11 protein-coding genes and 2 pseudogenes are annotated in these 12,413 nt (G+C 44.7%); 5 read left to right on the top strand and 8 right to left on the bottom strand.

The genetic code is table 11. From position 1 onward, the window contains the following. Positions 1–128: 128 nt before the first annotated feature. On the bottom strand, positions 129–794 hold the full coding sequence (locus tag APB76_RS15185; RefSeq protein ID WP_054961799.1) for a porin family protein: 666 nt from the start codon (positions 792–794) through the stop codon (positions 129–131). 608 nt (positions 795–1,402) lie between these two features. Here APB76_RS15185 and APB76_RS15180 point away from each other — a divergent pair. Genes APB76_RS15180 through APB76_RS15170 form a run of 3 tightly spaced genes read left to right on the top strand, consistent with a single transcriptional unit; the run spans position 1,403 to position 2,790 of the window. Continuing rightward, a complete protein-coding gene (locus APB76_RS15180) occupies positions 1,403–1,642 on the top strand; it encodes a hypothetical protein (RefSeq protein ID WP_054961798.1) in 240 nt (79 codons plus the stop codon). Positions 1,643–1,683: 41 nt separating this feature from the next. Continuing rightward, positions 1,684–2,097 (top strand): alternative ribosome rescue aminoacyl-tRNA hydrolase ArfB, encoded by a 414-nt coding sequence (gene arfB, locus APB76_RS15175; RefSeq protein WP_054961797.1) that lies wholly within the window; start codon positions 1,684–1,686, stop codon positions 2,095–2,097. Between the two features lie 51 nt (positions 2,098–2,148). After that, positions 2,149–2,790, top strand: coding sequence for an START domain-containing protein (locus APB76_RS15170; RefSeq protein ID WP_054961796.1), 642 nt, complete (start codon positions 2,149–2,151; stop codon positions 2,788–2,790). Between the two features lie 22 nt (positions 2,791–2,812). Here APB76_RS15170 and APB76_RS15165 read toward each other — a convergent pair whose 3' ends face one another. Beyond that, on the bottom strand, positions 2,813–3,469 hold the full coding sequence (locus APB76_RS15165) for a hypothetical protein (protein ID WP_237767914.1): 657 nt from the start codon (positions 3,467–3,469) through the stop codon (positions 2,813–2,815). 414 nt (positions 3,470–3,883) lie between these two features. Here APB76_RS15165 and APB76_RS15160 point away from each other — a divergent pair, with 414 nt between their 5' ends. Together APB76_RS15160 and APB76_RS15155 are read left to right on the top strand one after the other, a co-directional pair. Further along, entirely contained in the window at positions 3,884–5,467 is a 1,584-nt protein-coding gene (locus tag APB76_RS15160) for a S8 family peptidase (RefSeq protein WP_054961794.1), read from the top strand. Between the two features lie 199 nt (positions 5,468–5,666). Next, on the top strand, positions 5,667–6,788 hold the full coding sequence (locus APB76_RS15155) for a hypothetical protein (protein ID WP_054961793.1): 1,122 nt from the start codon (positions 5,667–5,669) through the stop codon (positions 6,786–6,788). Positions 6,789–6,856: 68 nt separating this feature from the next. Here APB76_RS15155 and APB76_RS15150 read toward each other — a convergent pair whose 3' ends face one another. The 6 genes and pseudogenes from APB76_RS15150 to uraD all read right to left on the bottom strand — a co-directional run bounded on the left by APB76_RS15150 (position 6,857) and on the right by uraD (position 12,412). Then, on the bottom strand, positions 6,857–8,776 hold the full coding sequence (locus tag APB76_RS15150) for a methyl-accepting chemotaxis protein (protein WP_054961792.1): 1,920 nt from the start codon (positions 8,774–8,776) through the stop codon (positions 6,857–6,859). Positions 8,777–8,916: 140 nt separating this feature from the next. After that, positions 8,917–9,186 (bottom strand): annotated as a pseudogene (locus APB76_RS23540) (urate hydroxylase PuuD); the annotation flags it as partial. 89 nt (positions 9,187–9,275) lie between these two features. Continuing rightward, positions 9,276–10,218 (bottom strand): annotated as a pseudogene (locus APB76_RS15145) (urate hydroxylase PuuD); the annotation flags it as partial. An 11-nt stretch (positions 10,219–10,229) separates the two neighbouring features. After that, a complete protein-coding gene (locus APB76_RS15140; protein ID WP_049843425.1) occupies positions 10,230–10,793 on the bottom strand; it encodes an ureidoglycolate lyase in 564 nt (187 codons plus the stop codon). Positions 10,794–10,807: 14 nt separating this feature from the next. Beyond that, positions 10,808–11,794, bottom strand: coding sequence for an allantoicase (gene alc, locus APB76_RS15135; RefSeq protein WP_049843426.1), 987 nt, complete (start codon positions 11,792–11,794; stop codon positions 10,808–10,810). Between the two features lie 102 nt (positions 11,795–11,896). Continuing rightward, positions 11,897–12,412: a 2-oxo-4-hydroxy-4-carboxy-5-ureidoimidazoline decarboxylase gene (gene uraD / locus APB76_RS15130; RefSeq protein ID WP_049843427.1), complete on the bottom strand. Its 516-nt coding sequence runs from the start codon at positions 12,410–12,412 to the stop codon at positions 11,897–11,899. Between the last annotated feature and the right edge of the window lies 1 nt (position 12,413).

Raw genomic sequence — 12,413 nt, 5'->3', positions numbered from 1 at the left:
TATCTGTGATTCTTCATCCATAACAAAAGTACTGTAATTAAAACCGCTGCTAATACTAACGGATGTAGCTATCTCGGTAAAGAATACCAGAAACCTATAGGCAATATCGTAGGTTTCTGGTACAGCAATTAGAAAGAATAACGTATACCAATTTGACCAGCGACTTCCGTTGTGGTTGTTCGTTCTGTTTCAAATGCTCGATGCATCGCATTCAGCTCTAATGCTAGATGATCAGTCACCGAAAACGCGTTGTTCAAACGCAACTCATACATTGCATAGTCATAGCTAACACGGCGAATGGCTGGTTCAACTTGCCAGAAATCGAATACGTCAATTCGCGCACCCACTTCTACGCTAACACCAGACATGTTGTAGCTCAGCTTAGTATTAGGAGCCAAACTTGGCGCTTCTGCACCAATCTCCAAGTCTGAGTAGCCTATCGAACCGTACAATGACCAAGCAGGACTAAACGAGTAGTAATAGCCCAATGCGTAAAGGTTTTGATCTAGAGTCCAGTCACTATTTATCAAATAGCCCGAGTGTGAATAATAAGTTCGGTCTTTACGAATTTCAGCGAAAAAGTTGTCATAAAAGTTGAAGCTACCGCGTGCATAAAAACCTTTTGCTGTCACGTCTGCATCATTGGAGCTAGAGCCATAGTAAAGAGACTGGCTGTAGCTAGACTGTTGGTAGCCACCAGAAACAAAATTGTAATTCTCGCTAATACCGTTAGCGTTAGCTGTACCAAAAGTAATAGTCGACAGTATGGCTGCCAAATAAGTCAGTTTTTTCATTGTTGCTCTCGATAGATAAGTAAATAGAGCGCGGAGTCTAAGTGAATGGACTGAGTTAGGTGAAGAGCCTAACCCGGTAATTCATGTGAATTATTAAACCGCCACCAATTCGTCCCTTTAATAACCATTTCTGTTGAAACGCAAGACAGTCGAGTCAGAATTGGCACCTAAAAAAAACTAAAAACGCCAAAATATCAGTCAGTTAACCATGAAATTAACCCCAAACTCACCCGTTAAAACACGATTAATTCACATGAAAAGTCATTGACTTACATTGAGTGCTCTTTGTTCACCTCTTAATATTTGCCGCATATTTCATCGACGAAGCTATCTGGAGCGGTTTCGTATTTATCAGCAAGGAAGCACCACAAGGTTTTTACTACATATGCTTCTATCTAATCACACAGTCGCTCTTCGAGCCCTAATAGCTAGTCTAATACTTACTTCATCGTTCCTACTATCAGGTTGTGGCGGTGGTAGTGACGATGGTGGAAATATTTTTGCTCCTAAGCCACTAGAGAGTTTTCAAAGAGTGATCGGATAAACATCTAGACTCATAATCCTATGATATGTTTTATCCAATAAATACTGGTCCTATAGGTTATTTGATGTCGATTCAGTACTGTGAAAAGTGTGAAACTGCCACCGAGCATGACGAGATCATAAAGCAAAAGCCGTCAAAATATGGAACGAGCCGTAAAGAACAGTTCAAAGCTTTTATCTCTGGCTTTTTTGCGAGTGTAGCGGTCGGTCCCGCTCTTGCTTCACTTGAGTTAGTAGACCGCTACGTGATTTGCCAACAATGTGGTTTTAAAAAGCTGGAAAACCATGGCGAAGAGTTTCAATAAGGCTACAATAGAGCTTCACACGATCAAAGCGCTGTAATTGAATGCTCAAAATCTCAAACAACGTAATGCTGCAAGCTTGGGAGATCCAACTCTCCGCCATCCGCGCTCAAGGGGCTGGAGGACAAAACGTGAATAAAGTCTCCAGCGCCATTCATCTCCAGTTTGATGTTAAGCACTCTAGTTTACCCAGCATCTACAAAGAACGAATCCTTGCTCTTAAAGACTCTCGCATCTCTAAAGATGGTGTTGTTACGATTAAAGCTCAGCAGTTTCGTACTCAAGAGCAAAATAAAGAGGATGCACTGAACAGACTAGCTGAGCTGATTAAATCAGCTATGGTAGTACAAAAGAAGCGTCGGGAGACAAAACCTACACGCGGCTCAAAGGAAAGGCGATTAAAAAGCAAAAACATCAAATCTCAGACTAAATCTCTTCGTGGGCGAATCAAGCATTAATCTCGATGTCATGTAGAATAGCTAAAGGATGATTAGAAACCAGGTAAGGTAATGACAAACTTAGGGAAAAGTATTTTTGTCTTCACACTGATCGCAGCACACTTTGCACACGCTAAACCCGTTGCAAACTGGAAATTTGAGAGTGACAGCGACGGCATTACTATTTACTCGCGTGAACACAGTGATGGGCTAGTCGAAATTAGAGCGAGAATGTTTACCCCAACCAGCTACGGCGCGTTTTTGTTGCTACTCGAGGACACCGCTAATGTGCCTAACTGGATTGATAATGTCAGCCTAAGCCGCGTTATAAAGCAGATTTCCGCAAATGAAAATATCGTCTATACCCAGTTCGCAGCCCCTTGGCCAGCAAAAGATCGCGATATGGTAACCTACTCAAAATACTCTGTAGATGAGATAGGTTTTACACTCAACATCAAAGATGCCCCTTCAGCAAGTTTGCCCAAGCAAGATGATTACATCCGTATTACCTCAGTAAAAGCCACATGGACACTGCAAAAACTCACCAATGGAAGTGCCCTTATCGAGTACATTGCTTTCGCTGACCCTGGCGGCGCTTTGCCCGATTGGCTAGCCAACAAACTTGCTAAAGAAAGCGCTCGCAATACCTTTATGGGACTGCGAGAACAACTTCCTAATTATCAAGGTAGCACTCACCCCAACATAAAAGAGTAGTAAACTCATCAATACGCTGAAATTAGAATGCAAAGCTTGGCGTATTAAAGCCGAAATGTTCAAGTTGCTGTGGGGACATGTAATAGATTCCCTCTGCAGACGCTGCATGCATGGTAAACCAATAGAATTCTTCTGGTTTACTTAGCCCAATATCTTGGTAATACTCAATATACGGCTGATGTTCTGGGCTGCTTTTGGGTAGGTTCACTCCACCAACCACTTTTCCATCATCATCTTCGAAAGCCCACGAGTGAACGCCAATTTTGGCGCCTTTTTCCGCCTTTCTGGTCACCCCAGAAAGAAATAGATCCGTCCCTCCTGACTCAACGATCCCCTTATCGTCTAAGTAAGTACTGATCCCCACCTGATGAATCATCTTCGATAAACGAAGGTTGGTTTCATCGTCGACAGAGCCGGGAATTTCTATTAATCGCAGAAGCTTTACTTTCGGGTACAGTTTTGTCATTTGTTCAAATGCAGTGTACGACCCCGAACAGATAACACCATTGACTCGTGCCTGTTCAAAAGAAGAATCGACGGTAAAAGTTAAAGGCTCAAAATCATACTCTTCAGCTTCTTGGCACTGCGACTGGAAGACATAGGGAGCGAGATTATCTTTTGAAGAGTGACAAGCTGTAAGTGCGGTAACGGTGATAAATAGCGGGATTAAGGGTTTCAATTTCAGCTCCAAAACCATTCATTTTTATTGTGAATAGTTTATCGAGCTAATAGTTATCAATGCATATGGATGTTGTAAGGCTTTGTCATCAAGTGTCAAAGGTTAAAAAGACCAAGCACCTTTAATGATCACGGGTATATATAGCACTATTTTAAAAAATGGCAGCATAAAAACACCATACTTTGATATCTAGCCAATCAATATGAACTTACCTTACTATCAATTTCACAAATCTAGTAAATGGTACTCAAATTTATAAACCCAACTAAATTTAAAATGAAACCAGTTGCCTATGGGGATACTTTTTAGAAGTGTCGATGAATTACGTTATAGACATAAGAATCGACAAAACATGCTTGTTGTTTGTAGTAGGCCATGTTCAACAATCTCTTATACCATTCAAAGGAAAGTTAAATGTTTAAGAAACTATTAAGTTGTTGTATCGCCTCTTCACTTTCAGTGATCTCTAGCTCTGCCTTAGCAGAACAAATAGAGGTTCAGGTTAACCAGCCAGAAAGTGAAATACTTGCCCCGCTGTTGATGGCATCAGAAAACAAAGGAATAGAGAACCAATACATTGTCGTGTTAAAGCAACCTTTATCGCTCAGCAATGACAACCCACAAGCGATGCAACAATTTACGCAACAAGTCGTTACTAGCTTAGAGAACGAGCACGTTTTGCAAATCAGTAAAGTGTTCGACCGCTCAATCAGTGGATTTGTTGCCACCCTTTCACCACAGCAGCTCAAAGCACTTCGCTCAGACGCACAGGTTGATTTTATCGAACAAGATCGAGTGATCTCTATCGATCCTGTGATTTCAACGAATGCCAATCAAAGCAACGCCATTTGGGGGCTAGATAGGATTGATCAACGTAGCCTGCCACTGAACAATAGTTACAACTATAACTACGATGGTTCTGGTGTCACGGCTTATGTCATAGATACCGGGGTAACGACAACGCACGCAGAGTTTGGTGGTCGCGCAACATCAGGCTACGACTTTGTCGACAATGACAGTGATGCGACTGACTGTAATGGGCACGGAACCCACGTTGCTGGTACCATCGGCGGTACACAGTATGGCGTGGCGAAGAACGTCAATATTGTCGGTGTCCGCGTTTTGAGTTGTAGCGGTTCTGGTTCAACTTCTGGGGTGATTGGCGGTGTTGACTGGGTCGCAGCTAACGCATCGGGCCCTTCAGTCGCCAACATGAGCTTAGGTGGCGGCGTGTCTACCGCGCTCGATAGAGCCGTTGCTAACGCTGTTCAATCAGGTATTAGCTTTATGCTAGCGGCTGGTAACTCTAATGCTGATGCTTGTAACTCGTCTCCTGCACGTGAACCTAGCGGTGTAACAGTTGGCTCAACCACAAGTAATGATAGCCGCTCTAGCTTCTCTAACTGGGGCAGCTGTGTTGATGTATTTGCACCGGGATCGAGCATTAAGTCTGCTTGGTATGATGGTGGCTACCGTACAATCAGTGGCACGTCTATGGCAACGCCACATGTGGCCGGTGTTGCAGCCTTATACCTTCAAGAAAACAGTTCTCTCTCTCCAGCACAAGTGGCAACGCTGATCAGCGAGCGTGCAAGTGTGGATAAAGTGAGCGACACACGCGGTACAGTGAATAAACTACTTTATAGCCAAACAGATGGTGGCTGTGAGCCTGACTGTACAACTCCAAATCCTGACGGCGAACTCAAAAATGGAATCCCTGTATCTGGAATTAGCGGCTCTCGTGGAGAGCAGAAGCATTTCTATGTTGATGTAGCTGCTGGGCAAACCCTTACTGTCACGACAAGTGGTGGTAGCGGTGATGCAGACTTGTTCCTCCGCTATGGCGCTAAGCCGACCACTAGCTCTTGGGACTGCAGACCATATCGTTACGGTAACAATGAAACTTGTACTGTCTCAAACACCCAGACTGGTCGTTATTACATCATGCTCAACGGATACACCAGTTTCAGCGGTGTTAGCGTAGTGGCTAACCACTAGTTCATCCAAAAAGTCACGTTTACTAATCAAGGCTAGTTAGGCAATCTGACTGGCCTTTTTTAAGTCCGAGCAATTCACTTTCAGTATTTGACGTACCCCTACAGACAAATACAAAACCACTACATACTCATACATACGCCTACCAGTCAAACAAGTAGCATAATAAAACCAAATAAATCAACCAACAAAGCGCCTCCCCATGAATGTTATCAAATCTAAATTGACAACTATTTTCTGCTCATTTATTGCCGTAATTCTTTTTGGCTGCAATAGTAGCGGCAGTTCTACTAAACCGAGTACTGAAAAACAGACACTGAAACCAAAAGCAGATTTTGTCTTTAATGACAGCAAAAGGTCGAAATTGCTAGCGGAAAGAAATCAAGTCATACAAAGCTCGAAACTTACTTATGACAAGGCGGTATATTCCGTAATCTATGCGATGGAGACTGACGATGATTACATTCTTATAATGAAGAGTTCTGTAGGTAATCAAGAACTAGCTGTTATGGCTCCGTTAAAACCGAAAGCAAACTCAAGCTGTTCCATTACTAAACTCAGTGGGACAGATAAACATAGTTATACTTTCGACTGCTCTTCAGGCCAAGTGTCTAAAAACCAAGATCTGACAACTTACAACGGGAAATATATCGGAAAATCGCCTTCAACCATCGCAGACTCACCTGATTTGATACTTGAGTTGCAAGACGGTATCGGCAGTATGGGTAGCACAAAGCTAAAACTAGATTTAGTCGGTTCAACTGCCACGATTACCACTCAAAATCCGTTCGCCGTATACTTCGGGATTGATTCGACCGATCTCGGTGTCACAACCTATTCTCAACTTGAAACTGTGGTTAATCAATCCGGTGGTCGTGAAACCACTTTAGTCTTTGACACCGAAATTAATGGTTCTTCGGATGACGAGATTAATATGTATACTGGTCTACTAATCCACGATAAAGGGATTAATACCAAGGTCAGTAAAACAGGTAGTGTTTTCTCAGGTGGCACCGATCTATTTACAGCAGGAAAATCACGTACTTTAGAGCTAAAAAACCCAAATGTTCCAGTGGAAAAAAATAAGCAAGTGGGTGTTCATTCATGGGCGGAAAAAGACAGTTCAGGAAAGATAGTATCAGCGACTAGTATTCCATACACCAATGACTCACATCGAGCACAAGCGACTTATTTTCAACGTATGCTAGGAGATAAAGGGATCGACTTTTATCTATTTACTTTAAGATCTGCTCCTGTCAATGGTGAACATCATATGACACGGTCAGAATTGCAGTCCTACCAAGTGACTACAAGTATTCAATAAAGAGTTAATCCCGCCAATTAGGAACTTGCGCTTGTCAAAAACAAGCGCAAGGAACGCTCCATCAGAAATTAAAATTTGAACTTAGCCACCAATTGACTTAAAGACTCTGCATTTCTCTTCAAACTAACGCAGTGTTGTGATGTTTGCGTGACCATCTCTGTATTGTTTTTTGCTACATCGGCAATACTTTCGACGTGCGGTGCAATCTCATTGATCACCTGAGACTGTTGACCTGTTGCGGTGGCAGTCTGTGCACTGAGTTGATTGATCTCCTCAACAATATTGCTAATGGAGGCAAGGTGGTGTTCAGACTCTTGAGCTGCCTCGAGGCATTCGCTACCAATTTTGTGGCTCTGGCTAACTTCACTAACGACTGTGTTACTCAGTCCTTGTAAGTTTTCAATGATGGTACGAATTTCACTGGCGGACTCATGGGTTCGAGAGGCTAATGTTCTTACTTCATCGGCAACAACAGCAAAGCCACGGCCTTGCTCACCTGCTCGAGCGGCTTCGATTGCAGCGTTTAATGCCAGTAGATTGGTTTGCTCTGATACACCACTGATAACATCCAGCACTGTATCAATGGCATTGATATCATTAGATAGCTTTCCGATACTTTGATTACTCTGCTCTAACTGCTGGCTCATAGCTTCAGTACGTGCGTATGTTTTGCTCACTGAGCTGAGTCCGTTTTTCACCTCTAACGTGGTTTTATGGACGTTGTCTGAAGTATGGTTGGCGTTATTGGCAATCTCTTCAGAGCTGGCACTCATCTCATGAACCGCGGTTGCTACCTGGTCAATATTGTGTTCTTGACCATGGATCTGCTGTTTCATTTCGTTAGCTTGTTGATCTATCTGATTGATGGTTACAACCAGTTCTTTACGCGCTCTTTCTATTTCTTGTAAAACGTTGCCCATATAGGCGACAAACTGATTGTACCCCTTGGCAATGTTACCGACTTCATCACGGCGACTTTCATCCAATCGTTGAGTCAGATCGCCACCGCCGCCACCAATTTCAAGCAGTAGTTGTGCTGTGGTTGAGAGTGGTTTAAGCAAGATATGCGTCATATATGCGCTGATAATGATAAACAGCAATGCTACAGAGCCGCCGACCCAAATCATCGTTTCGATGAAATAGTTGATCTCGGTGAGCACTTCAGCCGTCGGTTGAACGGAAATCAGCACCCAATCAAGTTGTGGCAGGGCCATCAAACCAACGATCGTCGATGTTTGTTCAAGCTTTGATTCATGTATAACAGGCGCTGTTCCAGCTAAAGTTTGCAGCTCAGGTGTCAATGCACCAAGACCAATATCAGCCAACTGCTTTCCAACTTGCTGCGTACTAGGGTGCACCTTCACCTCACCGCTCTTGTCGACCAACATAAGTCGACCTGAATCGCCTAGAGAGTAGTTAGCAACAGTATTGCCTAAATTTTCGAGCGACAGACCAATCCCCGTCACTCCCACGCGGCGGCCTTGGCTGATCACAACATGGTTAACAAAAACCGTTGCGATACCTGTAGCATCATCGATATCAATCGACAGCTCGACCTGCTTATCGCCATTGAGAAAACCATAAAACCATTGGTCATCCGCTGATGAACTCGACATAGATTTGAGCTTTCCACTTGGCAAATAGTAGCTGTCGTCGACAGTGGTAACGAAAAAGGCCGTTAAGGCATTAAACTGCTGCTTGATCGAGGCGAGTTGTGCACTGATTTTTCCACTATCTTGACCGTCAAAATCCGTAAGTGGTTGTAGCTGAGACATCACTTCAGCAACAACCAACGGCTTTTCTAGCTCCAGTTGAATTTGGTTACTGACCTCTCCCAACGCCGCTGGCATCTGCTGTGAATAAGTTTTGTCGAGGATAATCTTCTGCCCCTGACTGACGGTAATGCTAATTAGCACCACTATGACAAGAATCACTGCCATCACCGTAGCCAAGATAGTCTTGTGTCGAATACTTAATGCAGTTGCCATCACTTGTCACTCCTTCTAGCGGTATAAAAAACCCCGGAACAGGGGCCGGGGGATCTCACTTGAGATAAATAGCGGGAAATACCACGTTTGCATGAATCACGCTTATCGGGCTTGCAATCCGATAAACGAGATAAGTTGGGTTAGTTGATTACTGACCCTTGTTCTACCCAATTGCCAACCAGAACACGTTCGTCATCTGTCATTTGGGTCAAATTACCTAATGGCATGTATTTAGTATTTACGGTTTGCGCTATACGTGGACCATTGGCTTGAATCTCTTGAGGTGTATCTAAGATCACTCCGGCTGGTGCAGCGGCAAAGGCAGCATGGGTTGGTGTTGCAGAGTGACATACCGAGCAGCGCTCTTGAATGACCTTATTGATTGCTGCAAAACTGACACCGCTAGGAGCCGCAGCCTCCGACGAAGACGCTTGTGTTTGCCCATGATTTTCTGATGCCGCTGCCACCGTGTCTGCTGAGCTTGTTGCAGGTTGTGCTGTTGCTTCAACCGCAACTGGCGCTTTAGCCACTGGGGCAGCCGCTTTCTTAGCATACGGTGAGGTTACAAACGCAAGTGTCACCATACCTAACGCAGCGACAGGAACCGTCCATGCGAATTTCTGGCTACCATGACGAGTATTGAAGTAATGGCGCACTAAGATACTGAAGATCGCCAAACCTGCGAGTATTGCCCAATTGTACTCCGAGCCATAGGTGCTCGGGAAGTGGTTACTGATCATAATGAACAGCACTGGCAAGGTTAGGTAGTTATTGTGACGAGAACGCAGTAAGCCTTTCGCTGGTAGCGCAGGATCTGGCTCGCGGTTTTCTTCAATAGCACTCACTAAGTTGCGCTGTGCAGGCATGATAACGCGGAACACGTTACCGACCATGATCGTACCGATGATTGCACCAACGTGAATATAAGCGCCGCGACCACTGAAGACTTGAGCTAAACCATAAGCCGCGCCAACCAAGAGCACGAATAGAACCGCACCTAATAGCATTGGCGTTTTACCTAGTGGTGAATCACACAACAAGTCATAGATAAACCAGCCAGCAACCAAAGCACCTACACCAATGGCAATCGCCGTCGTTGGTGATAGACCCGAGCCTGGTGCAATCAAATAGATCTCAGCGTTTAAGTAGTAAACCACTGCCAATAGCAACACACCGGTGATCCAAGTGAAGTACGCTTCCCATTTAAACCAGTGCAAATGCTCTGGCATTTCTGGTGGCGCAAGTTTGTATTTTTCTAGGTGGTAGATACCACCGCCGTGAATCGCCCAAAGGTCACCAGAAAGGCCCGTTTTTGGGTTGACGCGGTTTAGGTTGTTCTCCAACCAAACAAAGTAGAATGAAGCACCAATCCATGCGATGCCAACTATCATGTGAACCCAGCGAATCGCTAGATTCAACCACTCCGTGATATGTGGATCCATAATTTACTCCTTTACAGCGCTTGTTCCATGCGCTGTTTTTCTTCCAGCTTGTTGTTGCTCGGTAGATCGTCCAAATGCAGTGAGACTAAGTCGTTCTCGAAGTAGACTTCATCGCAGTTATGCCCTTCACCACCTCGGTCGACGATAAGAAACTGATCTTGGTCAGTTAGGGCTAACACTGGGTGATGCCAAACGCCTTTGTGGTAGTTCACACCTTGACGTCCACTGCTCAAGAACGCTCGGCATGACTTCAGACTTGGCTGATCCCCTTTTGGCGCAACAACAATAAGATACGGTTGACCAAGCAACGGAACGAAAGCTTGCGATCCTAAAGGATGGCGCTCTAACATTTTTATCGTTAACGGATAGCTAAGCGGCGTCGCTTGAAAGATACTGATGATGGCTTCACCACCTTGTTCTTGTACATCGGTGCTCGCTAGCTTGTGATAACGACGAGTCGAGCCATTGTTGATCATAAAGTAGTCGCTATTGTCTACTTCAATCACATCCCCAAACTCAGCAAATGCTTGCTTGGTCAAAGGTTCGATAGTTAAACGGCGAATTCCATTGCTCATATTACTTCCCTCGCTTATTTCGCTTTAGTGCCAAACAAACGCAAACGGCTGATACCGCCATCAGGGAAAATATTGAGGCGAATATGAGTCACAGCGCCAAGATCATTCACCTCTGAGCTGAACTCGTGAATGTCATGTGCCTTGAGCTTTTGCGCAGGCAAGAGCTCGCGCCAGAAGAGACTCTGAGTCGCAACTTGATCATCCGTTCCACCTTTCACATACGCCGCTTGAATTGAGCAGCTGTCAGGGAAGTTACCTTTAAAGTGAGCCGTATCGACAACCACTCGGTCAATGTTGCCAGCATGTCCCAGTGCAACAATCACCCAGTCATTGCCCGGAGTACGGCGGCGGGCTGTTTCCCAACCATCACCCATATTCTCACCGCGACCTGGGCCAAGAATGTTAGACTTGTTGCCGTAGTGTTCATCACTACATACCAAAGCGCGACCGCCATTTTCAACCGCAGCAAGGTCGACTTTCTGTTGGCTATCGATGCGATCCCAATCAACGCTAGGTCGACCATAAACACGTAAACGCGCAACACCACCATCTGGATAAATGTTGAGACGCAAGTGAGTAAACACTTCATCACTTTCTATTTGTTCAAGATGATGATGATCGCCTTGCAAACCCATAGAAGGCAGAATCTCTTGCCACTCGGTTGCGTCAGTTGGATCACCGTCTGGGGAATAACAGGCATCTATCGAAGCCGACGGCGGGAAGTTACCCGTGAAGAAAGAAGTGTCAATATCGACACCTGCAATCGTCCCCGCAAGACCTAAACGAATGACACAGTAATCGTAGCCTTCACCACGCTTACGGCGGCTTTCCCAGCCATCCATCCATTTGCCATTGTCATCGTAAAGATCATCTTTCCATTCCGGTGCTTCACGGCGCAAAAGTCGGCTCTTATCAGCAAAGAAGTCGTCGGTAGCGTAGATAGCTTCTGCGCCCAGTTTATCGTCAGCAAGGTTAATGTATTGTTCTATATCTAAGGACATGTCCTTATCCTTCCAATTATTCAAAAATAGGTTAAGTGAGTAAGCTCTTATCGAGCGCTATACCAATTGGTATTAAAGCGAGATAGTCGACAACTCTGTGACTTACATATCTCGTAGGCGAAACAGTGCGATCTTGTTGATCTCTTGAATCGCGGTAGCAAACTCAGTGTCACTATCATTGCCTAATCGCTTCTCGAAGGATTCAAGAATTTGGTAACGATTGGCCCCTTTCACTGCCATGATGAAGGGAAAGTTGAAGCGGCTTTTGTAACTGTCGTTGTACGTAGTGAATTTTTCGAACTCTTCTGCTGAGCACTGATCAATGCCTGCACCAGCTTGTTCCGCAGTGGATGCGGCGGTAAGTTCGCCGTTAATTGCTGCTCGCCCCGCTAAATCTGGGTGAGCATTTATAAGTGCAAGTTGTTTTACTTTCTCTGCTTCTAATAGCGTTTCAGCCATTCTTATGTGCAAGTTTGAAACAAAGTTATCCTGATCTGATAGTCCTTGATCGTAAACGGCTTCTGCCACCCAAGGGCTATGCTCATACACATCGCCAAAGTGGGAGACAAATTCCGTACGTTCCATTTGAGATGGTTTGCAAAAACGAAATTCAGTCATG

The organism is Vibrio bivalvicida, from assembly GCF_001399455.2.
GTDB lineage: Bacteria > Pseudomonadota > Gammaproteobacteria > Enterobacterales > Vibrionaceae > Vibrio > Vibrio bivalvicida.
The sequence above is the reverse complement of the archived record's forward strand: the minus strand, read 5'-3'. Positions and strand labels throughout refer to the sequence as shown.

What these genes read in the sequence shown, in the direction of transcription:
- APB76_RS15180 (WP_054961798.1), top strand. Translation starts at nt 1,403, where the DNA reads ATGTCGATTCAGTACTGTGAAAAGTGTGAAACTGCCACCGAGCATGAC.
- APB76_RS15155 (WP_054961793.1), top strand. Translation starts at nt 5,667, where the DNA reads ATGAATGTTATCAAATCTAAATTGACAACTATTTTCTGCTCATTTATT.
- APB76_RS15140 (WP_049843425.1), bottom strand. Translation starts at nt 10,793, where the DNA reads ATGAGCAATGGAATTCGCCGTTTAACTATCGAACCTTTGACCAAGCAA.
- alc (WP_049843426.1), bottom strand. Translation starts at nt 11,794, where the DNA reads ATGTCCTTAGATATAGAACAATACATTAACCTTGCTGACGATAAACTG.
- uraD (WP_049843427.1), bottom strand. Translation starts at nt 12,412, where the DNA reads ATGACTGAATTTCGTTTTTGCAAACCATCTCAAATGGAACGTACGGAA.
- arfB (WP_054961797.1), top strand. Translation starts at nt 1,684, where the DNA reads ATGCTCAAAATCTCAAACAACGTAATGCTGCAAGCTTGGGAGATCCAA.
- APB76_RS15170 (WP_054961796.1), top strand. Translation starts at nt 2,149, where the DNA reads ATGACAAACTTAGGGAAAAGTATTTTTGTCTTCACACTGATCGCAGCA.
- APB76_RS15160 (WP_054961794.1), top strand. Translation starts at nt 3,884, where the DNA reads ATGTTTAAGAAACTATTAAGTTGTTGTATCGCCTCTTCACTTTCAGTG.
- APB76_RS15150 (WP_054961792.1), bottom strand. Translation starts at nt 8,776, where the DNA reads ATGGCAACTGCATTAAGTATTCGACACAAGACTATCTTGGCTACGGTG.
- APB76_RS15185 (WP_054961799.1), bottom strand. Translation starts at nt 794, where the DNA reads ATGAAAAAACTGACTTATTTGGCAGCCATACTGTCGACTATTACTTTT.